The 19,995-nt window shown below is 67.2% G+C and carries 27 protein-coding genes; 16 read left to right on the plus strand and 11 right to left on the minus strand.

The window, feature by feature from the left end:
- The first annotated feature begins 134 nt into the window (after positions 1 to 134).
- From DM818_RS07060 to DM818_RS07070, 3 genes are read left to right on the plus strand one after another with little or no spacing between them, the layout of a single operon-like run.
- On the plus strand, positions 135 to 1,271 hold the full coding sequence (locus DM818_RS07060) for an outer membrane protein assembly factor BamB family protein (RefSeq protein ID WP_079988905.1): 1,137 nt from the start codon (positions 135 to 137) through the stop codon (positions 1,269 to 1,271).
- A 42-nt stretch (positions 1,272 to 1,313) separates the two neighbouring features.
- Positions 1,314 to 1,955: an HVO_0476 family zinc finger protein gene (locus tag DM818_RS07065; RefSeq protein ID WP_075937431.1), complete on the plus strand. Its 642-nt coding sequence runs from the start codon at positions 1,314 to 1,316 to the stop codon at positions 1,953 to 1,955.
- 7 nt (positions 1,956 to 1,962) lie between these two features.
- Entirely contained in the window at positions 1,963 to 2,583 is a 621-nt protein-coding gene (locus tag DM818_RS07070) for a protein-L-isoaspartate(D-aspartate) O-methyltransferase (protein ID WP_153952482.1), read from the plus strand.
- Here the strand turns inward: DM818_RS07070 and DM818_RS07075 are convergent.
- The 8 genes from DM818_RS07075 to DM818_RS07105 form a co-directional block, all read right to left on the minus strand.
- Positions 2,580 to 3,869, minus strand: a complete 1,290-nt coding sequence (locus tag DM818_RS07075) for a DUF7405 family protein (protein ID WP_153952483.1) — start codon at positions 3,867 to 3,869, stop codon at positions 2,580 to 2,582. The genes DM818_RS07070 and DM818_RS07075 overlap by 4 nt on opposite strands.
- Positions 3,866 to 4,900: a DUF7350 domain-containing protein gene (locus DM818_RS07080; RefSeq protein ID WP_153952484.1), complete on the minus strand. Its 1,035-nt coding sequence runs from the start codon at positions 4,898 to 4,900 to the stop codon at positions 3,866 to 3,868. The genes DM818_RS07075 and DM818_RS07080 overlap by 4 nt, the downstream gene beginning before the upstream one ends.
- Before the next feature lie 47 nt (positions 4,901 to 4,947).
- Positions 4,948 to 5,430 carry a winged helix-turn-helix transcriptional regulator gene (locus DM818_RS07085; RefSeq protein ID WP_075937427.1) on the minus strand — a complete coding sequence of 161 codons (483 nt, stop codon included), beginning with the start codon at positions 5,428 to 5,430 and terminating at the stop codon, positions 4,948 to 4,950.
- Positions 5,427 to 5,714: a DUF7471 family protein gene (locus DM818_RS07090; protein WP_153952485.1), complete on the minus strand. Its 288-nt coding sequence runs from the start codon at positions 5,712 to 5,714 to the stop codon at positions 5,427 to 5,429. The genes DM818_RS07085 and DM818_RS07090 overlap by 4 nt, the downstream gene beginning before the upstream one ends.
- Before the next feature lie 42 nt (positions 5,715 to 5,756).
- Positions 5,757 to 6,635, minus strand: a complete 879-nt coding sequence (locus tag DM818_RS07095) for a DUF7282 domain-containing protein (protein WP_153952486.1) — start codon at positions 6,633 to 6,635, stop codon at positions 5,757 to 5,759.
- Positions 6,636 to 7,694: a DUF7350 domain-containing protein gene (locus DM818_RS07100; protein WP_153952487.1), complete on the minus strand. Its 1,059-nt coding sequence runs from the start codon at positions 7,692 to 7,694 to the stop codon at positions 6,636 to 6,638.
- Positions 7,695 to 7,749: 55 nt separating this feature from the next.
- The gene (locus DM818_RS14940) at positions 7,750 to 7,893 is read right to left on the minus strand and encodes a hypothetical protein (RefSeq protein ID WP_172977297.1); all 144 of its coding nucleotides are present in this window, start codon (positions 7,891 to 7,893) and stop codon (positions 7,750 to 7,752) included.
- 86 nt (positions 7,894 to 7,979) lie between these two features.
- Positions 7,980 to 8,936 (minus strand): glutathione S-transferase family protein, encoded by a 957-nt coding sequence (locus tag DM818_RS07105; RefSeq protein ID WP_075937423.1) that lies wholly within the window; start codon positions 8,934 to 8,936, stop codon positions 7,980 to 7,982.
- A 137-nt stretch (positions 8,937 to 9,073) separates the two neighbouring features.
- Here DM818_RS07105 and DM818_RS07110 point away from each other — a divergent pair, with 137 nt between their 5' ends.
- The 9 genes from DM818_RS07110 to ftsY all read left to right on the plus strand — a co-directional run bounded on the left by DM818_RS07110 (position 9,074) and on the right by ftsY (position 14,242).
- On the plus strand, positions 9,074 to 9,607 hold the full coding sequence (locus DM818_RS07110; RefSeq protein WP_075937422.1) for a 50S ribosomal protein L16: 534 nt from the start codon (positions 9,074 to 9,076) through the stop codon (positions 9,605 to 9,607).
- A 328-nt stretch (positions 9,608 to 9,935) separates the two neighbouring features.
- Positions 9,936 to 10,478: an RNA 2',3'-cyclic phosphodiesterase gene (gene thpR / locus DM818_RS07115; RefSeq protein WP_153952488.1), complete on the plus strand. Its 543-nt coding sequence runs from the start codon at positions 9,936 to 9,938 to the stop codon at positions 10,476 to 10,478.
- A gap of 64 nt (positions 10,479 to 10,542) precedes the next feature.
- Positions 10,543 to 11,325 (plus strand): ZIP family metal transporter, encoded by a 783-nt coding sequence (locus DM818_RS07120; RefSeq protein ID WP_153952489.1) that lies wholly within the window; start codon positions 10,543 to 10,545, stop codon positions 11,323 to 11,325.
- A 53-nt stretch (positions 11,326 to 11,378) separates the two neighbouring features.
- Positions 11,379 to 11,531: a 50S ribosomal protein L39e gene (locus tag DM818_RS07125; RefSeq protein WP_075937419.1), complete on the plus strand. Its 153-nt coding sequence runs from the start codon at positions 11,379 to 11,381 to the stop codon at positions 11,529 to 11,531.
- Positions 11,528 to 11,803 (plus strand): 50S ribosomal protein L31e, encoded by a 276-nt coding sequence (locus DM818_RS07130; RefSeq protein WP_075937418.1) that lies wholly within the window; start codon positions 11,528 to 11,530, stop codon positions 11,801 to 11,803. The genes DM818_RS07125 and DM818_RS07130 overlap by 4 nt, the downstream gene beginning before the upstream one ends.
- Position 11,804: 1 nt before the next feature.
- Entirely contained in the window at positions 11,805 to 12,467 is a 663-nt protein-coding gene (locus DM818_RS07135; protein WP_153952490.1) for a translation initiation factor IF-6, read from the plus strand.
- Between the two features lie 48 nt (positions 12,468 to 12,515).
- Positions 12,516 to 12,689 (plus strand): 50S ribosomal protein L18Ae, encoded by a 174-nt coding sequence (rpl18a, locus tag DM818_RS07140; protein WP_075937416.1) that lies wholly within the window; start codon positions 12,516 to 12,518, stop codon positions 12,687 to 12,689.
- The gene (gene pfdA, locus DM818_RS07145; protein ID WP_075937415.1) at positions 12,686 to 13,165 is read left to right on the plus strand and encodes a prefoldin subunit alpha; all 480 of its coding nucleotides are present in this window, start codon (positions 12,686 to 12,688) and stop codon (positions 13,163 to 13,165) included. Before rpl18a ends, pfdA begins: the two co-directional genes overlap by 4 nt.
- 3 nt (positions 13,166 to 13,168) lie before the next feature.
- On the plus strand, positions 13,169 to 14,242 hold the full coding sequence (gene ftsY, locus DM818_RS07150) for a signal recognition particle-docking protein FtsY (protein ID WP_123124545.1): 1,074 nt from the start codon (positions 13,169 to 13,171) through the stop codon (positions 14,240 to 14,242).
- 235 nt (positions 14,243 to 14,477) lie between these two features.
- Here the strand turns inward: ftsY and DM818_RS07155 are convergent, their stop codons facing one another.
- Positions 14,478 to 14,933, minus strand: coding sequence for a ferritin-like domain-containing protein (locus DM818_RS07155; RefSeq protein ID WP_394329542.1), 456 nt, complete (start codon positions 14,931 to 14,933; stop codon positions 14,478 to 14,480).
- A 123-nt stretch (positions 14,934 to 15,056) separates the two neighbouring features.
- Between DM818_RS07155 and DM818_RS07160 the strand changes: the two genes are divergently transcribed.
- Positions 15,057 to 16,448: a signal recognition particle protein Srp54 gene (locus DM818_RS07160; RefSeq protein ID WP_075937412.1), complete on the plus strand. Its 1,392-nt coding sequence runs from the start codon at positions 15,057 to 15,059 to the stop codon at positions 16,446 to 16,448.
- Between the two features lie 591 nt (positions 16,449 to 17,039).
- Positions 17,040 to 17,441: a hypothetical protein gene (locus DM818_RS07165; RefSeq protein ID WP_153952491.1), complete on the plus strand. Its 402-nt coding sequence runs from the start codon at positions 17,040 to 17,042 to the stop codon at positions 17,439 to 17,441.
- Here DM818_RS07165 and DM818_RS07170 read toward each other — a convergent pair.
- Both DM818_RS07170 and DM818_RS07175 read right to left on the minus strand, forming a co-directional pair.
- Positions 17,438 to 18,196, minus strand: a complete 759-nt coding sequence (locus tag DM818_RS07170) for an SDR family oxidoreductase (protein ID WP_153952492.1) — start codon at positions 18,194 to 18,196, stop codon at positions 17,438 to 17,440. The two genes, DM818_RS07165 and DM818_RS07170, sit on opposite strands and share 4 nt — an antisense overlap.
- Before the next feature lie 37 nt (positions 18,197 to 18,233).
- Complete coding sequence (locus DM818_RS07175) at positions 18,234 to 18,686, minus strand: peroxiredoxin (protein ID WP_153952493.1); 453 nt, start codon at positions 18,684 to 18,686, stop codon at positions 18,234 to 18,236.
- A 78-nt stretch (positions 18,687 to 18,764) separates the two neighbouring features.
- Here DM818_RS07175 and DM818_RS07180 point away from each other — a divergent pair, with 78 nt between their 5' ends.
- Both DM818_RS07180 and DM818_RS07185 read left to right on the plus strand, forming a co-directional pair.
- Positions 18,765 to 19,178, plus strand: coding sequence for a hypothetical protein (locus tag DM818_RS07180; RefSeq protein WP_153952494.1), 414 nt, complete (start codon positions 18,765 to 18,767; stop codon positions 19,176 to 19,178).
- 48 nt (positions 19,179 to 19,226) lie between these two features.
- Complete coding sequence (locus tag DM818_RS07185; protein ID WP_075937407.1) at positions 19,227 to 19,991, plus strand: SDR family NAD(P)-dependent oxidoreductase; 765 nt, start codon at positions 19,227 to 19,229, stop codon at positions 19,989 to 19,991.
- The last annotated feature ends 4 nt before the right edge of the window (positions 19,992 to 19,995 follow it).

Raw genomic sequence — 19,995 nt, forward strand, 5'->3', positions numbered from 1 at the left:
CGTACGCGAGTGAGCGCAGTCACCGTAGCCGACGGGCTGTCGCGAACCCATATAAGTATCAGCCGAACGTGAGTCAGTCCCTCTCGCGGCAGTAGCCACAGAAAGCATTTACTCGTGTCGGCGAACGCACAGCTATGTCTCCGTCTCGCCGGCGGTCGTTTCTCGCTACCGTCGCGGCGGTTACCGTTGCAGGCTGTACGGCGAACCGTCCCACGTCCCCGACACTAACTTCACCCTCAACTATCGACGGCGAGTGGCCGATGCCCGCACACGACGCCGGGCTGTCGAACGCGACGACCGAAGCTGGACCGACCGAGTCGGTCGAGGGTCTGTGGTCCACAGCGACCGACGGTGCGGCGAGCCAGCCGATACTGGTGGACGAGACGCTCTACTTCGGAACCACGACCGGAACGCTCACCGCGCTCGACGGTGCCACCGGCGAGGAGCGCTGGACCGCCTCCCCCGGCGACGCCGTCGCCGCGCCGTGGTACGCGAGCGACCAACTGTACGTTCCTCTCGACGGCGAACTCGCGGCGTTCTCACCCGACGGCACCGAGCGGTGGCGCGTCGAAACCCCAACTCGGAGCGGCTTCGTCGCCGCGAGTCGCGGGAGCTACTACGTCGCCGATAGCGACACACCGACCGTCGTCGCCCTCAACACCGACGGCGAAGTTCGGTGGCGAACCGACATCGCCGACCCGTGGCAGCCCCGACTGTTCGCCACGGACGACCGCGTCGGCATCTCTTCTGGCTCCCGCGACTCGCGCTACTGGACGCTCGATGCGACCACCGGCGACCGACTCGGCGAGCCGCCACGCCCTGGCAATGACTTCCCTACAGAACTGTGTCTCCGCGACGGGACGATGTACGCCGTTGAGGCCTTCTTTGGTGGAATCGACGCCACGGCGGCGACCGAGGCAGGCCACAGTTGGAACGCCGGTGTCCCCGGCGGTGCCGACCCGAGCGTTAGTGCGACCGCCGACACGCTCTACTACGCGGTGAACGGTTCCGACGGGCCGGTCGTGATTGCATTCGACGCCGAGACCGGAACGGAGCGCTGGCGGCGTTCGCTTGCCGGCGATATCGACGGACAGGTGGTCGCCGGGACGGCGTGCGTGCTCGTCCCGACGACCGAGACTACGGTGTGTTTGACGCGAGACGGTGGCTCTCGACTGTGGCGGCAGCCGGGGCTCACCGCGCCGCTCACCCTCACCGACGATATCGTCTTCACGACGACGAGCGAAGGTGTGCGGGCGCTTCGCGCACGGTAGGCTAGTCCACGCGCTTTTGTGCGCACACACGAACTACCGGTAATGAGCCAGTCACGCGTCGCGCTCGCCTGTCCGTCGTGTTCGCCGGACGGGCCGACCGCACACGAGATACTGAAGCAGGCCGACCCCGCCACCGTCCGGTGTGGCGAATGTGGCCACGTCCACAAAGAGTCGCTCCCCGAAGACGAGAGCATCGAACGCCGCGTCGTCGTCTCGCAGTCGGGCGACTCCTTCTCCGCGCGCCACAGCGGCGACCCAGACGAGCAGTTCGAGGTCGGCCAGGAGTTCCTGCTCGACGCGCCCGAGGCGCTGATGCAGGTGCGTGTCACCTCCATCGAGACCGACGAGGGCCGCGTCGAGGAAGCGCGCTTCGAAGACGTGGGGACGCTGTGGACTCGCGCGGTCGGCAACGTCACGGTGAACGTGACGGTCAATCCGAAGGACGGCAAGCGCGAGGAGACGCGCTCTATCGAGCTTCAGGTGCCGGGCGACGAGCAGTTCATGATCGACGAGACGGTCGAGTACGGCGACGAGAAGTTCACGGTCACGAGCTTCGTCGTCCGCGACGGCATCGACCGCTACGACCGCGAACAGTACCACTACACCGGCGACGCCGCGCTCGCGAAGGACCTCAAGCGGGTGTACGCCCGCGACGAGAAGACCACGGCGTGGTCCGCCTGGTAGGCCGACAATGGGGGAGTACGCGACCGAACGCGCCCGGCTCCGGGAACGGCTCGCCGCGCGAACGGACGCGAGCGACCGCGTGCTCGACGCCGTCGAGCGCGTCCCGCGCCACGAGTTCGTCTCCGACGCGCGGGCGAGCGAGGCGTACGCAGACCGGCCCCTTCCCATCGGCGACGACCAGACCATCTCCGCGCCGCACATGGTGGCGGTGATGTGTGACCTCCTCGCCCCCGAACCGGGCGACGCCGTCCTCGAAATCGGCACCGGCTGTGGCTATCACGCTGCGGTCATGGCCGAACTCGGAGCCGACGTGTTCTCCGTCGAGTATCACGACTCGCTCGCCGACGAGGCGCGCGCTCGACTCGCCCGACTCGGCTACGACGTGCGCGTCCGGCAGGGCGACGGCCGCGAGGGGTGGTCCGAGCACGCCCCCTACGACGCCGCGTATCTCACCTGTGCCGCGTCCGAGATTCCCGAGGCGGTGCTCGACCAGACCCGACCAGGCGAGACGGTCGTTGCTCCGGTCGGTCGCGGCGTCCAGCGGCTCACCGCGGTGACGGTCGGCGAGGACGGCGGGATTCGCGACCGGACCGACCACGGGGGCGTCCGGTTCGTCCCGCTGCTTTAGCGGGGTCGCGGGAGCGCGCGCTTCGATAGCGGCGGGACGAGCCAGTTCCCGCGGTTCGCGACGAAGATGTACTCCAGGATGCCGTTGTTGACGCGCTGGCGGATGACGGGCGTCGCCTCGGTGAGGTCGGTCCCGTTCATCGCTGCCCGCACGGCGTCGAAGCTGCTCATCTCGCGCTGGAGCGAGGGGAAATGCAGTGAGGCGACGTTCTCGTCGGTCGACTCGAAGTGCCGGCGCAGGAGTTTGACGCTGCCGTCCTCGTCGCGGTTGGCGCGGGCGGCCTTCTGTGCGTGGCCGACGCGGCCCGACTCGCTGGCCTGCTCGCGAATCGTATCGAGCGTCTCGTCCACGCGGGAGTTGTCGCCCAGGTTCTCGCCGATCCCCTCGACCCACCCCTCGTCGGCGTGTTCGGGCGAGAACATCTCCGCGACCCGCTCCGCGAAGTTCTGCTCGCCGTACCAGTCGTCCAGTCGCTGGCGGATGCGCGCGACGTGTTTCGTCGTCCCGTCGGCGAAGGGTCCCGATCGGATGGTGACGCGGTCCTCGGTGGCCTGATTCTGCGCGAAGCCGGCTTTGAATCCCATGAACAGCGGGCTGGCGTCGGGGACCGGCCCGTCGTCTGGCACCCCTTCGAGGTCCGACTGCCGGTCGGCGGGCATCCCGCTGCCGACGAAGCCGGTGCGTCTGTCCGCGTCGCTGGCGAGACTCGCAACGCCCGACAGGGAGGCGTCGAACTCCACGCCGTTTGCGCTCTCGCGGTTGCCCCGCAGCGCCTCCTCGGCCGCGATGACGGCGTCGGCGTGGTCGCTCGCGAGGTGGACGAGCATATCCTGCTCGTCGAAGGTGGGCTGTTCGAACGGCGACAGCGAGTGTGGCGGCGGACAGTCGATGTCTTCGGGTAGCGACTCGTCGTAGCGGTCGAAGTACGCCGGTGAGTAGGCGACCGACCAGACGACGCCCTCGTGGCTCCACTCGAAGGCGCGATTCAGGGAGCCGAAGGCGCGCTCGACCTGTCGTCTGTCGGCGTCGGTCGGCTGGCCGTCGCGCTCCAGCGTGAGATACAGCAGTATCTGGTGGCGCGGCAGCTGCTCGTTGCCGTACTCGTCGTGGCGCACCACGTCGTCCCACGCGAACTGCCGATTCGGCAGGGTAGAGAGGTCGTCGGTCCCGGTCGGACGGTCGACCGACTCCTCCCCTATCGCGTCGAGACAGGCCGAGAGACTCGCCGCGCCGCCGGCCGCGACGGCCGCCTTCAGCACCTGCCGGCGGCTCCGACCGTCGGTCACAGCGACACCTCCATCGGGTCGAACGCGAGGAAGGCGGTCTCGTACCCTTCGTGGCGGGCGGTCTGTGGCGGGACCGTCGGGGTTACCGTCACCGAATCGCCCGGCGAGTCGACGACGGTGCCGTAGTGGTAGCCCAACTCGGAGTCGAGCGTCCGGGTGAGTTCACCGTCGAAGCCGCCCGTCGCCGCCTCGACGGTCATCGCGGGAAGCGTCATCTGATTGTACGGTGTCCGCGGGGAGACATAGAGGTAGGTGTCCGACCCGTCGATACCCGCGGGCGGGGAGTCGAGCGTCCCGACGACGAACTCGGCGTCGCCGCTGGTCGCGGAGCCGCGGACGTTGGGCAGGGAGTCGCGCGCCGGCGCGGTGCCGGTGGGCATCATCTCCATGTCCATCGGGTCGACCGCGGCACGCTCGCCGGCGCGGTCCGGCGTTAGCTCCCGTGAGAGACCGTCGCGGGCTCCCTGCGAGTAGTCGAACTCGATGGTCGCGCTCGCCGGCTCTCCGAACCGGCCCTCGAACGCCCCCGTTCGACGGGTGGACATCCCGCCGACCGAGACGGTCACCTCGTAGGTGCCGTCGCCGTCGAGGCCGGCGTTCGCGCCGTAGTGTGTGCCCATCCGCTGTGAGAGCATCGGGTAGACGACTTCCTCGAAGACGATGTCGCCGTCGCGCCGGATGGTGAGCGACAGCCCCGTGTCGGGGAGCACCTGCATCGTCTCGCTGTCCCAGACGCTCGCCATGATGTGTACGTCGTCGCCGGAGCCGATACCCGTGCGCGTCGTCTCCGTGCCGGTCACGTTCCAGAACCGGTGGGGGTACGAGTACATCAGCCCGAACCGGTAGTCGCCGCTCTCGCCCATCCCGACCATGTCCATCCCCTCGACGTGGGTCGGATAGTAGACCGCGGCGGGGCGGTCATCGATGACGGGTGGATTGCCGGCCGGCTGCGTCGAGATGAGATTCGAACAGCCGGCAAGCGCCGCGGCTCCGAGCGCGCCACCGGCCTGCAGGAGGGTGCGTCGATTCATTGCGCGAGGTAGGCGCTCCCGGCAAAAACCGATTCTGGTCCGACCGTCTAGTCGAGCAGGTCGTCGACGAGCCGGGTGAACCGGTCGACGAGCCGCTCGGGAATCGACGGGTCCGCGCGGTCGAGCAGCGCGGCCGTCCGCTCCGGCTCCGGGACGACGAGCCGCCCGTCCTCGCTCGCGAGCAGGCCGGCCTCGGCCAACCGACCGCGGTGCCACGAGAGCGTCGAGGCCGCGATGCCGACGCGGTCTGCGGTTTCGGTCGCGGTGAGCGGCCCTTCGTCCAAGAGGACGGCGACGATGTCGGCTGCCGTCTCCCGCCGCAGGAGCGCGAGCGCCGCCCGCTCCCACGCGTCGTAGCCGGGCGGGTAGTAGTGGGTGCGGCCGAACTGCTCGTCGCCGACCACGTCCAGCCGGCGGAGGTGATACTGCACCTGTCCGGGCGCGAGGTCGAGGTCGCGAACGAGCGCGTTGACGTGGATGCCGGGGTCGCTGCGGATGCGGGCGGCGATACGGTCGCGCGTGCTCGTCACTCACCGACACCTCCGCGGCGGGCGGTGTAGACGGCCGCGATGACGAGGCCGACCATCACGGCGTCGAGCGCGTGTTCGAGGGTGTGGTGCGTCTGGTCGGGGAAGACGCTGAGCGCGAGCGCGACCCCCACGAGCGCCCGCGCGAACACCGTCGCGAGCGCGAGCGTGACGAGCAGATACGGTATCGACCGGCGCTGGAGCAGCGCGGCCAGCGCCACCGCGACGACCAGCCCCGCGGCTACCGTGCCGACGCCGAGCAGGAGCGAGAGCAGGACCGTCGCCATCCTCACCCCCTCGGTCGCGCGCCGAAAAGAGGGTGTCGCCGGTCATCGGCGACCGACCCCGGCGAGTACGAGCGCGAGTGCCCCCGCCGCGGCCAAGAGTCCGAATCCGGGCTGGCTCCCCGTCGTCGTCCCGGTTGGCCGTGGCGTCTCGGTCGCCGTGACCGTCTCACTCGGCGTCGTGACGAGCGGCGGCGTCGGGGTCGCGCTCTCGCCGGCGTCCGGGGGCGCGGCGATGGTGGTGTTCGTCGCAATCGGGCTCTCGCCAGCGAGCATCGGCGACTCCCCTGCGGCGTCGTCGGCCAACAGCACGTGGGCGTCAGCCCGCGCCGTCGCGTTCACGGCGAGCGTCACCGACTCGTGCGTGCCGGCGTCGAGCGGTGTCGTTCCGAGCGTCCGGCCGGTCGTCGCGTTCTGGACGACCAGATGGCCGGCTTCGGGGAGCGTCGCCCGCCGGACCGTCACCGTCCCGTCGGCGTCCGGGTTCAGTGTCTCGCTCGCCGTGACGACCGCCTGCGGTCCCTTCGCGACCGTCAGCCGCTCCGTGGCCGCCGAGCCGAACGACTCGACGACGGGGTCGTCCTCGGGGTCGAACTCGTCGTCGCCGTCGTCGCGCCGCAGGACGACGTGGACGGGTTGTGTCTCCCACTCCGCCCACACGGCGTCGTCGATGGTGATGCCCACGTCGATTCGGTACCGCTGGCTCCGTATCGAGGTGACGCCGATGACCTCCCCCGGTTCGCCGCCGTCGTCGCGCTGGACGGTGAGATAGCCGTCGTTCGACGCGAAGCTGGACTCGACGACGACCGTTCCGTCGGGCGTCTGCTGTGTGCCCGCGGTGACGTGGTTCAGGTGTGCGGCGACCGGGAGCGGAACGCTCGCGAGCACGAGCACGAGCGCGACGGCGACGACGAGCCGCCGCATTCAGACGGTCACCGTCACCGGCGACATCTGTCTGAACGCCCGCTCGTACCCCTCGTGGCGGGCGGTCTGTGGCGGTACGTCCGTGACGACCCGGAGCTGTTCGCCCGAATCGAGCGCGGGGACGCTCGCGCCGTAGTGGTAGCCCAACTCGGGGTCGAGCGTCCGCGTGAGCTCGACCGTCTCGCCGCCCCGCTCGACGGACAGCGCCATCGCGGGCAACACCATCCCGTGGTAGCGGGTGCGCGCCGAGACGTAGAGGTAGGTGTCGCCGCCGTCGGCGCGGGCGGGAGCCGCCCCGGTCGCGAGTATCGCGTCGTCGCTGTTGGGGGTCCCGAACACGGTGCCCGGAAGCGCGTCGACGGCTGGTGCGGTCGCCTGCGGAACGCCCTCCATCTGCATCGGTCGGAGCGCCCCCGGCTGGCCGGCCTGGTCGATGGACTCGGAGCGAACCTCGTCGCGGTCGGTCTCGGTAAAGGAGAAATCGAGGTCTGCGGTCGCCGGCTCGCGGAACCGGCCCGCGTAGCTGCCGGTGAGTTCGACGCCGTCCGGGACGCCGCCGACCGAGATGCGCGCGGTGTACTCCCCGTCGGTCGGCGTCTCGCCCGAGTCGGCAAGCGAGAAGTTCCCGCCGTAGTGGTACCCCATCGTCTGTGAGAGCATCGGGTAGATGACTTCCTCGGAGACGAGCTCGCCGTCGCGCCGGACGGTGAGCGACAGTCCCGTCTCGGGGACGATACGGCCGGTGTCGCGGTCCCAGACGACCGCCATCGCGTGGATATCACCCGACCGCGGCGTCCGCGACCGGTCGCGGCCGGTCATGTTCCAGAAGACGTGCGGCGAGGTGTACATGAACGCGACCTCGTAGGGGCCGGCCGCTGTGACGCCCTGCATCGACATCGACTCGCGGAACGACTGGACGTAGATGCCGCCCGGAAGCGAGGTGTCCGTTCCGGTCTGTGTCGACGCGGGCGTGGCTGTCGACTCCGTGCTGGTGTTCGAACAGCCGGCGAGAACTGCTGTGCCCGCCGCTACGGTCTGGAGAAGCCGCCGGCGATCCATACCATCAGAAGGTTACCGCCGGCAAAAATGATTCTGGTCCAACGCGATGCCGTGACTACAGCTCGATTTCCTCGTCATAGAGCTGGTCGAAGTCGAGCTCCTCCTCTCGCGTCGAGGCCGCCCGCTCCATGTCCGCTCGACGACGCTGCTCGCGCTTGCTTCGACCTTTCCGTTCACGGCCGCGTTTGGTATCTCCCATTGCAACCGTGTCAACACCTCACACGGTAATAAGTGTGTTGGTGGTTGCCACGGGTGTGCGTACCGTGGGTCGCTGCGGGTCCGTTGCTACTCGCTCTGGAGGCGTGCCCGGTCGTGGTCGGCGTGGAAGTCGAGGTCGGGACCGACGCCGATGAACTGGGTCGGATTGATGTCGGTGTGGGTGGTGTAGTAGTGCTCCTTGATGTGGTCCATGTTCATCGTCTGCTCGATGCCCGGCGTCTGGTAGATGTCGCGCACGTACGGCCAGAGGTTGTCGTACTCGCGGATGAGCCGGACGTTGCACTTGAAGTGGGTGTGGTACACGTTGTCGAACCGGACGAGCGTGGCGAACAGCCGGAGGTCCGCGAGCGTGAGTTGGTCGCCGACGAGGTATCGCTGATCGGCGAGTCGCTCGTCGTAGGCGTCGAGCGCGTCGAACAGGTCCGCGACGGCGTTCTCGTAGGCCTCCTGCGTGCCCGCGAAGCCCGCGCGGTAGACGCCGTTGTTGATTGGGTCGTAGATGTCGTCGACGACCTCGTCGATCTCCTCGCGCAGGTGTTCGGGGTAAAGCTCCGTCCCGTTCCCCTCGAAGGCGGTCGCGAACTGACGCATCACCTCGATGGATTCGTTGTTGACGATGGTCTCCGCCTCGCGGTCCCAGAGGACGGGGACGGTCACGCGACCCGTGTAGTTCGGGTCCGCCGCGACGTAAGTCTCGCCCAGATAGTCGTGGCCGCTGATCGAGTCGGCGGTGCAGTCGTCCTTTTGCGGCGTGAACTGCCAGCCCCGGTCGTCGCGGTACGGGTCGACGATATCCATCGAGATGTCGTCTTCCAGGCCCATCAGCGAGCGGACCATCGCCGCGCCGTGTGCCCACGGGCACGCGCGCGAGATGTACAGGTGATAGCGGCCGGACTCGGCGGGGAACTGCTCGGTGCCGAGTTCGTTCCGGAACGTCGTCTCCGAGCGGTCGAACTCGCCGTCGTCGTTGCTGAACTCGTAGGTGTCCGTCTTCCACTCCCCGTCGACGTACATGTTGACCATACGCCGCATTCGCACGCAGACCGTATATGCGTGTGGCGACACGCGTGTCACCAGCCAACAGCATCGTTACGGCGTCGGAGGGGCCGAGACGGGGTTTCGAAGGCTTCAAATGCGTAGTCGGCGTTCTCTCCGATAATATGAGCGACAAGCCTGCCTCGATGTACCGTGACATCGACAAGCCGTCGTACACGCGACGCGAGTACATCACGGGCATCCCGGGTTCGAAAATCGCCCAGTACAAGATGGGCCGCACCGACAAGGACGAAGACGAGTACGAAGTCCAGATTAGCCTCGTCGTCGAGGAAGACGTCCAGATTCGCCACGGCTCGCTCGAGGCCTCCCGCCTCTCCGCGAACCGTCGGATGCTGAAGATCCTCGGCGAGGAGGGCGATTACAAGATGATTCTGCGCAAGTTCCCACACCAGGTCCTGCGCGAGAACAAGCAGGCGACGGGCGCAGGCGCAGACCGTGTCTCCGACGGGATGCGACAGGCGTTCGGCAAGATCGTCGGCACGGCCGCGCGCATCCAGAAGGGCGACCAGCTGTTCACCGCATGGTGTCACCCGGAGGACGCCGACACGCTGAAAGACGCCTTCCGCCGTGCGTACAACAAGGTCACGCCGCCGTGCCGCATCAAGGTCGAGCGCGGACAGGAACTGCTCGTCTCGTAGAGTCGCGGTTTCTCTCGGTTTTCTCTGCCCGGTGAGTTACGACGCTCCGGTTTTGCTTTCGGTCGCTTCGATTTTCCTGTCACGTCCGGCTTGCAAGCCCCGGCGTGTCGCTTACCGACTCTAACTACGTCGGTGAGCACGGCTTGCAAGCCCCGGGGGTGCGGTGTTGTTTCCCCGAAGCCAAGCGTCGAGAGTGTGGCGGTGCTGTCGAGCGCATCTCAAACAGCACGCCAAGCCAACTGGACCGTCGAACGAGAACCGGGCAACCACACCGACCGAAACGCCACACACGGCTGACACCTATGGCCGGTGAGTTCCAAGCGAGGGTATGCGAACGTTCGTCTCCGTTCCACTCGGCGGGCTCTCCGACGCGGTCGCGGACGCACAGACCCCACTCGACATGTCGGGTGTGGACCCGATCGACCCGACGCAGGCGCACGTCACGCTCAAATTTCTGGGCGAGACCGACGACCCCGACGCCGTCGTCGAGGCAATCGAGCGCGCCGTCGCAGCCAGCGAGGTCCAGCCCTTCGACTGCACCGTCGCCGGCTACGGCGTCTTCCCCTCCCTCGAGTACATCTCGGTCATCTGGGCCGGCATCACCGAGGGAAGCGAACAGCTCACCACGCTCCACGAGCACGTCGAACGGGAGACGACGGCGCTCGGCTTCGACGCCGCGGAGCACAACTTCACGCCGCACGCGACGCTCGCGCGGATGCGCGACGCGCGGAGCAAATCCGTGATTCAGGAAGTGGTCGCCGAACGCGACCCGAACGTCGGGACGGTTCGGGTCGACGGCGTCGAACTCACGCAGTCGATGCCCACCGACGGGGGGCCGGAGTACGAGACCGTCGCCGAGGTTCCGCTGTGATTCGGCGCACCTAAACCTATAGACAATCCGATAGGTACAGGCGTCGCGGGGCCGTACCGCCGGCGTGGTCGCGTGGCAGGCGTTCGGACTGGTGTTCGTCGCCGGGCTCGTGACGGCGGTAGCCACGGGACTCGGCGCGCTCCCCTTCTTCCTCGTCAGGGAGGTGAGCCGTCGGCTCAACGTCGCACTCTGGGGGGTCGCGTCGGGCATCATGCTCACGGCGAGCGCGCTCGGTCTCGTTCCCGAGGGGCTGACCCACGGTGGCTGTGTGGCGGTCGTTGCGGGGCTGCTCGCTGGCGTCGTCCTTGTCGTGCTCGCCCACCGGCTGCTCGACGACCACGAGTTCGACCCCGGCGAGTACGAGGCCGCCGACGTGCGCCAGCTCGCGCTCATTCTCGGGGTGTTGACGGTCCACTCCTTCCCCGAGGGGATCGCCATCGGGGTCTCGTTCGCGGCACTGAATCTCGATGCCGGCGTCGTGCCGCCGCTGGCGGTGGCGATGACCGTCGCCATCTCCGTCCACAACATCCCCGAGGGCGTGGCCATCTCGATACCGCTGCGCGAGATGGAGGTCTCCCCGTGGCGGATGGTCGGCTGGTCGGTGTTTTCGAGTCTGCCACAGCCGCTGGGTGCGGTGCTCGCGTTCGCGTTCGTCAGGGTCGCGGCCCCGTTGCTTCCCGTCGGCTTCGGGTTCGCGGCGGGAGCGATGGCGGCGCTGGTGGTTGTCGAGTTCGTGCCCGAGGCGCTGGAGACGGGGAAGCCGCTCGCGCGGAACGGCTACGATGCCTTCGCGGGCGGAACCGCACTCGGCGCGGCGGGGATGTGGCTGCTGTTGGTGGCCGTGTGACTCCGGCGAGAAAGGACAGCGATAAATGCCCGGGCGTCAAATCCTCGTGCACTATGGGTAAGAAGTCGAAGGCGCAAAAGAAGCGACTCGGGAAGCTGGAGCGACAGAACAGTCGCGTGCCGGCGTGGGTCATCATGAAGACCGACCAGGACACCGTCCGCAACCCGAAGCGACGCAACTGGCGGCGTAACGACACGGACGAATGAGCGCGAGCGATTTCGAGGAGCGTGTCGTCACCGTTCCGCTCCGCGACGCGAAGGCGGAAGCGAAGACGGCTCGCGCCGACAAGGCGATGAGCATCGTTCGCGAGCATCTCGCGAAGAACTTCGCCGTCGACGAGGCGGACGTTCGACTCGACCCGTCCATCAACGAGAAAATCTGGGAGCGCGGTCGTGCAAAGCCCCCGTCGAAGCTCCGCGTTCGCGCGGCGCGATTCGACGAGGACGGCGAGACGGTCGTCGAAGCGGAGACCGCATAACGTGCTCCGGGCGGCCCTCTCTGGCTCGTCAGCCGTCGGCGTCTTCGCGCGCGCCACCGACGACGTTCTGCTGGTCCGCCCCGACACGGCCGAGTCACAACGCGAGCAGCTCGGCGAGGAGCTCGACGTGCCCGTGTGTCCGACAACCGTCGCCGGCTCCGGCACCGTCGGCTCGCTCGCGACCGGCAACGAGAACGGACTCCTCGTTTCCAGCAACGTCACCGAGAACGAACTCGACCGCATCGGCGCGGTCACGGAGCTCCCGGTCCACGAGATGCCGGGGAACATCAACGCCGTCGGCAACGTCGTCTTGTGTAACGACGCCGGCGCGTACGTCCACCCGGACCTGACCCGCGAGGCGGTCAGTGCCGTCAAGACGGCCCTCGACGTGCCCGTCGAGCGTGGCACCGTCGCCGACATCAACACCGTCTCGATGGCGGCAGTCGCGACCAACGACGGCGTGCTCTGTCACCCGAAGACGAGCGACGAGACGCTGGATTTCCTCGCGGACCACCTCGATGTCCCCGCCGACATCGGCACTATCAACTACGGCGGCGCGCTCGTCGGCTCGGGGCTCGTCGCCAACGAAGCCGGCTTCGTCTGCGGCGAGTCGACCACCGGTCCGGAACTCGGTCGCATCGAGTCGGCGCTGGGCTATCTGTAGTCGTCGCAGGTCGGAAGGTACTTCCCGCTCGCGCGGTCTTTTCCGGGTATGAGTGAGTACACAGTGAGCGGTCGATTCGTCGCCCGCGATGGGTGGCAGGCGTTCGAGACAGCAATCGAGGCGGAAAACGAGTCGGTCGCGAAGGAGCGGACCTACGCGAACCTCGGCTCCCAGCACGGGCTCAACCGGACCCAAATCGAGATCGACGGGGTGGACGCATGAGCCTCGGTGGTGGCGGTGGCGGCGGCCAGATGCAGGAGATTCAACAGCAGATCGAGGCGATGAACGCGGAAGTCGAGTCCATCGAGGGCGAAATCCAGGACCTGCGCGACGAGCAGTCCGAGATTGATGAGGCCACCGAGGCCATCGACACGCTCGAGGACGACGACACGGTCCAGGTCCCGCTCGGCGGCGACGCGTACGTTCGCGCCAGCATCGAGGACATGGACGAGATAATCGTCTCGCTCGGCGGCGGCTACGCGGCCGAACACGAGCAGGACGACGCCATCGACACGCTCGAGCGCAAGCGCGACTCCATCGACGACCGCATCGAGGAGCTGCAGGAGGAGGTCTCCGAGGTCGAAGCCCAGATTCAGGACCTCGAACAGCAGGCCCAGCAGATGCAACAACAGCAGATGCAGCAGATGCAACAGCAGATGGGCGGGCTCGGCGGCGAGGAAGGCGGCGACGAGGAGTAAGCGATGTTCGACTCCCTGAAGGAGAAGCTCGGCAACTTCAAAGACGACGTCGAGGAGGAAGCCGACGAGCCGGAGCCGGACGCGGAACCCGAAGACGCCGCCGTGGAGTCCGACGGCGATGCCGCCGACGCGCCGGCAGCCGACGCGTCCGAGGAACCGGACGACGCCGGCGACCCGGACGTGAACCCGAAGGGAGATTCGCTCACCGAGCGGGCGAAGCTGTTCGCCTCCGGACAGGCGAAGATAACCGAAGCGGAGCTCGAAGAGCCGCTCGAACAGCTCGAGTTCGCGCTGCTCGAAGGCGACGTGGAGATGAGCGTCGCCCGCGACATCGTCGAGCAGCTGCGCGAGGAGCTGGTCGGGACGGCCCGCGCACAGGTGAAGACGGGTGAAATCGTCGTCGAGGAAGCTATCGGCAACGCTCTGCTCGATGTCATCGACGTGGGCGGGATGGACTTCGACGAGGAGATTGCCGCCCGCGAGAAGCCGGTCACCATCATCTTCACCGGCGTCAACGGCGTCGGGAAGACGACGACGATTGCAAAGCTCGGGAAGTACCTCGACGACCGCGGCTACGACGTGGTGTTGGCGAACGGCGACACCTACCGCGCCGGGGCGAACGAACAGCTCCAGGAGCACGCCGACAACCTCGGCTTAAAGCTCATCAGCCACGAGCAGGGTGGTGACCCGGCGGCCGTCATCTACGACGCCGTCGAGTACGCCGAGGCCAACGAGGTCGACGTGGTGCTCGGCGACACGGCCGGTCGACTCCACACCGCCGACGACCTGATGGCGCAGTTGGAGAAGATCGACCGCGTCGTCGGGCCGGACATGACTATCTTCGCCGACGAGGCGGTCGCCGGACAGGACGCGACCCACCGCGCCAAGCAGTTCAACGACGCGGCGGAGATCGACGGCGTCGTCCTCACGAAGGCTGACGCCGACTCGCAGGGCGGTGCAGCAATCTCGATTGCCGAAGTCACGGGCAAACCAATCCTCTTTCTCGGCACCGGACAGGGGTACGACGACTTGGAGAAATTCGACCCCGAGGTCATCGTCGAGCGGCTGACGGAGTAGCTGCCGAACCTTTTTAGCCGCGTGTGACGCCCGTTCGGGAGATGCACCGCCGAGTACAGCTTCGAGTGGAACGTTCCGGCAGACGTGGCCCAACTGTTCGTCTCTGCGGGCGTGAGCGTCGTCTGGGAGACGGACGCGACCCACTTCGTTGACGACGTGCGCGTCGAGTTCACCTCGCGGTGACGGCTCCACTAGACGCCCTCGGCGCTCGGCGGGAAAAGACGCGTCGCGCGGCTCAGTTGTCGCCGTACTCGCGGCGGTAGCTCTTGAACTCCGTGCGGTGTGCTTCCTCGTCGGCGAGAATCTCGACCGCGAGGTCCTCGGTGACGGGGTCGTCTGCGGCTTCTGCGGCCTTGATGAGCGACCGATACGTCTGGATGGCGTCGTCTTCTGCCTCGATGACGCCGTCGATGACGGAGACCACGTCGGCGGGGTCCTCCGGCGGCTGGAGGCTATCCTGTCGGGCGACGAACTCACCGCTCGCGGGCGGGCGCGCGTCCAGCTGCTTGAGCCGTTCGCCGATCATCTGTGCGTGTTGAATCTCCTCTTGGGTCGCGTCCTGTCGCAGCCCCTCCTTCACCTCCTGTGCGCGGACACCGTCGAGGATGATGCTGTTCGTGAGATAGTTCATGACCGTCTCCATCTCGTCGCTGTACGCCTTTCGGAGTAGCTGGATTACTTCGTCTGACATAATTTTCGAGCGTCGGCGCGTGCCGACTGACAGTGAAACCTATCGCGTGGCCGGCAGATAACCCTACCGCCGCCCCGCCCCGACGGAAAAGGGTTTACCGTGTCGGTAATCTAGGTCACGCAAATGGTACTTGACGACTTGGGGAGTTCACTCCGCGGCAGCTTAGACCAGCTGCGCGGCAAATCCCGCCTCGACGAGGAGGACGTCGAGGACATCGTGAAGGAGATACAGCGGTCGCTCCTCCAGGCCGACGTCTCCGTCGACCTCGTGATGGATCTCTCGGAGGATATCCGCCAGCGCGCACTCGACGAGGAGCCGCCCGGCGGCACCTCCGCGCGCGACCACGTCCTCCGTATCGTCTACGAGGAGCTGGTCGACCTCGTCGGTGAGTCGACGGACCTCCCGCTCGAAGACCAGACAATCATGCTCGCCGGCCTGCAGGGGTCGGGGAAGACGACCACCGCCGCCAAGATGGCGTGGTGGTTCTCGAAGAAGGGGCTGCGTCCGGGCGTCATCCAGACGGACACGTTCCGTCCCGGCGCGTACGACCAGGCGAAACAGATGGCCGAGCGGGCCGAGGTAGAGTTCTACGGCGAGCCGGACAACGACAATCCCGTCGAGATCGCCGAACACGGGATGGAAGAGCTGTCTGACGTGGACGTGCTCATCGTCGACACCGCGGGTCGCCACGCCCTCGAAGAGACGCTCATCGACGAACTCGAACAGATCGAGTCCGTCGTCGAGCCGGACCGGAATCTGCTCGTGCTCGATGCCGCAATCGGGCAGGGCGCAAAAGAGCAGGCCGACCGCTTCGACGGCGCCGTCGGCATCGACGGCGTCGCCATCACGAAACTCGACGGGACGGCGAAGGGTGGTGGTGCCCTCGCGGCCGTCGACCGCACGGACTCCTCGATTGCGTTCCTCGGAACGGGCGAGGAGGTGCAGGACATCGAGCGGTTCGAGCCGGACGGCTTCATCTCGCGGCTGCTCGGGATGGGTGACCTGAAGCAGCTCACCGAGCGCGTCGAGCGCGCGATGGAGGAGACCGGTCAGGACGAGGACGACTGGGACCCCGAGTCGATGATGGACGGGGAGTTCACCCTCCACGATATGCGCAAGCAGATGGAGGCGATGAACAACATGGGGCCGCTCTCGCAGGTGATGGACATGATTCCGGGCCTCGGCGGCGGGCTGAAGGACCAACTCCCGGACGACGCCATGGACGTGACCCAAGAGCGGATGCGCGACTTCGAGGTCATCATGGACTCGATGACCGACGAGGAACTCCAGAACCCCCGCTCGATTTCGAAATCACAAATCGAGCGCATCGCCCGCGGCTCGGGCAAGGAGGAAGAGCAGATTCAGGAACTGCTCGAACAGCACAAGATGATGGACCGGATGATGGACCAGTTCTCCGGTATGGGCGACGGCGACATGCAGCGGATGATGAAACAGATGGGCGGCGGTGGTGGCGGTGGCGGCGGTCTCGGTGGGATGGGTCCCTTCGGCGACTGAACGCCGAGTGTTTGGGCTGATTTTGTTGGGCCTTGACGGATTTCTTCTCGTGAACAGCCGGAAAGCCCCGGGCGTGTCGCTTGTTTGCTCTAGCTATGTCGGTAAGGTCAGCTTGAAAGCCTCGGGCGTGTCGCGGTCTCCCCGTGACATATCGGTCGCTCACTGCGTTCGCTCCCGATAGTGGTCACGGCACCGACCGAACACGCGCGACACGCCCGTCCCTTTCTGTCCCACTCACCGCGACCGCACCGTCCACACGCCTCCCCAACCGACTCGCTCGCGGTGCTCACTCGTCCACTGTCAGAGCACGCTCTGACAAGCCGTCGCCCTCGCGACGACCTCGCACTGACTCGCGCGCCAGTGCGCGCTCGGACCACGCCACCGCGTTGCTTGATTGAGCACCCGAGGCGGTGGCCTGACGCACCGCTCGCCGTGCGAGCGTGTGCGTCGTGGGGAAAGGTTGGGCGCGCGGTCGCGGTGCTGTTTCCCCGAAGCCAAGCAACGAGAGTGGTCGCGGTGCTGTCGTCGTCGGAGCAATCACAGACCTCTCGAAACCCAAACCAATTAGCGCGGAGCGAGCGAACACGAACCGTGAACACCGTCGCGGTCCGCGACCACCTCCTCGGCGAGCGCCGCGAGTGGGTCCAGACGGCCATCGACTGTGCCGACGCCGTCGCGAGCGGCTGGGATGGCGGGACGGCGACCGACAGCGAGCGCGTCGTGTCGCCGTACCGGGCGACTCTCGACCGGGCGGGCGTGCTCGCCGACGCGCCGGCAGTCTTGCGCGAGTGTGTCGAAGCCGCGGGCGGACGGCTCTCCGTCGACCCCGTCGCGGCCCCGCCGTACGTCGTCGTGACGAGCGAGGGGCTGCTGCTCCGGGCGACCCTCGACGACCGACTGCTCGTCCGGATTCGAGTGTTCGGGCTCGCGGAGGGGGCCTACGAGCGGGTGAACGAGACCCCGGCCGAGGCCGTGACCGTCGACCTCGCTTAAAAGAGGGTCAGCTTCTCGCGGTCGTACAAGTCGAGTTCGCTCACCATCGACGGCGACTGGGTGGCGACGAACCGGACGGCCTCGGCGACCTCCGTCGGCTCGACCGCCTCGCCCGGCTCGAACTGCTCTTCGAACGGTGCGGCGTCGAAGGCGTCGTCGCCGGTTTCGACGGCGAACTCCGTCCGAACGGCGGCGGGGTTGATGACCGTCACCGCCATGTCGCCGCCGACCTGCGCGGAGACGGACTTCGCGAAGCCGCGCGTCCACCACTTCGTCGCCGCGTACACCGGGTTGAACGGCCGTGGATACTGGCCGGCGAAGCTCCCGATGAAAACGAGCGTGCCGTCTGCCTCCCGGAGGTGGGGGAGTGCCGCGCGGGTCGCGAAGAACATCCCGTCGCAGTTGACGCGCATCATCGTGTGGTAGTCCTCGCTCGCCATCGACGCCACGTCGCTGCCCGCCGCGAGGCCGGCGTTGTTGACGAGGATGTCGAGCGAGTCGAACTGCTCGACCGTCGTTTCGATGAGCGTCTCCACCTGCGCTTCGTCGGTTACGTCCGTCGGGACCACGGCGGCAGTCACGTCGTGCCCCGACTCGATGTCGTTCGCGAGCGCGTCGAGTCGGTCCTCACGGCGCGCGGCGAGGACGACGTTCGCGCCCGCATCAGCGAGTTCGCGTGCGGTTTCGGCACCGATTCCCGAACTCGCGCCCGTCACCACTGCCGTCTTCCCGTCTATCGATTGGCCAATCTCCATGGCCGTGGCTCACGGCGGAGCTACCTCGCTCTTTCGGCTACAGCGAGTCGATGTCGGCGAGCAGTTCTGCGGCGTGGTCCTCGGGGTCGACCCCCTCGTACGCGAGGACGACTTCGCCGTCGCGGACGACGTACGTGTTCCGGAACACGCCGTCGACGGTGTTGCCGAAGACGTTCTTCTCGCCGTACGAATCGTACGCGCTCGCGACCGCGCCGTCGGGGTCCGAGAGCAACTCGACCGTCAGCGAGTACTCATCGCGGAAGGCTGCGAGGTCCTCGACAGGGTCGTCGCTGATGCCGAACACGTCGATACCGCGTGATTCGTACTCGCTCCACGCGTCGCGAAACGAGCAGGCCTCGGTCGTACAGCCGGGCGTGTCCGCCCGCGGATAGAAGTAGACGACCGCCGTCCCTTCCTCGGGAAGCGCGACCGACTCGCCCGCGTGGTTGTCGAGTTCGAACGCTGGTGCGTCGTCGCCGGGTTCGAGCATACCGGAGTGTCGAGTGACGGCCCGAAGAACACTCCGGGTTCGGATACACTTTTGCCGGCGACACGACACGGGAGAGATATGAAGCGGTCCACCGCGGTCGCTGTCGCGCTCGCCATCCTGCTCGCGGCGGTGGGGACCGCCGCGCTCGTCACCTACACCGCCGACGATTACCTCGACGGCCGGGAGCTGTCCGTCGAGCTGAACGCCACCGAGACGGGAGAGCTGGTGACGATCGGCCACGAGTCCGGCGATACGCTCGATGAACGCAACACCGGGGCGCTCCGCGTCACCGTCACGAACACGACCGGCGACACCAACACCGTGGTCACCAGCCGCCGTATCGAGCCGACCGACCCGACGTTCCCCTTCGCCGCGAGCAACACGACCAGCATCTACGCGCCCGACGCGGAGTCGGGGATGCGCGTGTCGGTCGTCTGGGTCGCCCCGACCGACAGCGGCGGCGAGCGAACGTTCCTCGACACGACACTTTGAGCTTCCAGCGGTAGCAACACCTTTGCGCCCGGCTTCGGTTGTACGCGTATGCGACACGACGAGCAAACAGTGTTCATCACGGGTGCGGGACAGGGTATCGGCGAAGCCGCGGCGAAACGGTTCGCCAACGAGGGGGCCTTCGTCGTCGTCACGGACGTGAACGACGAGACCGGTGAGGCGACCGCCGCCGACATCAACGACGAGACGCCCGGCGAGGCCACCTTCACGAGCCTCGACGTGACGAACCGCGAGGGGTTCGAGGCCGCCATCGACACGACCGCAGAGGAGTACGGTCTCGACGTGGTCGTCAACAACGCCGGCGTCGGCCACCCGCCCTCGAACGTCGAGGACACGGACCAGTCCACCTTCGACTTCGTCTTCGACGTGAACGTCCGCGGCGTCTGGAACGGCTGTCACGCCGCGCTCCCCCACCTGAAGGAGCAGGGCTCTGGTAACATCGTCAACATCGGCTCGCTCGCCTCCTACTACGGGCTGCCCAAACAGAGCGTCTACTCGCTCACGAAGGGCGCGGTGTTGAACTTCACGCGCGCCGTCGCCGCCGAAGCCGGTCGCTCCGGCGTCCGGTGTAACGCCGTCTGTCCCGCCTTCACGAACACCGAGTTGGGCAACCACTTCTTCGAGACGCGCGACGACCCCGAGAAGGCGAAGAAGATGATGCTCCAGCGCTACCCGCTCGGGCGACTCGGCGAGCCAGAAGAAATCGCCGACGCCATCTCCTTCCTCGCCAGCGACGAAGCCTCCTACATCACCGGCGAGGGCCTGCGCGTCGACGGCGGCTTCTCCACGTCGTAACCAG

It is taken from the genome of Halosegnis longus, from assembly GCF_009663395.1.
GTDB lineage: Archaea > Halobacteriota > Halobacteria > Halobacteriales > Haloarculaceae > Halosegnis > Halosegnis longus.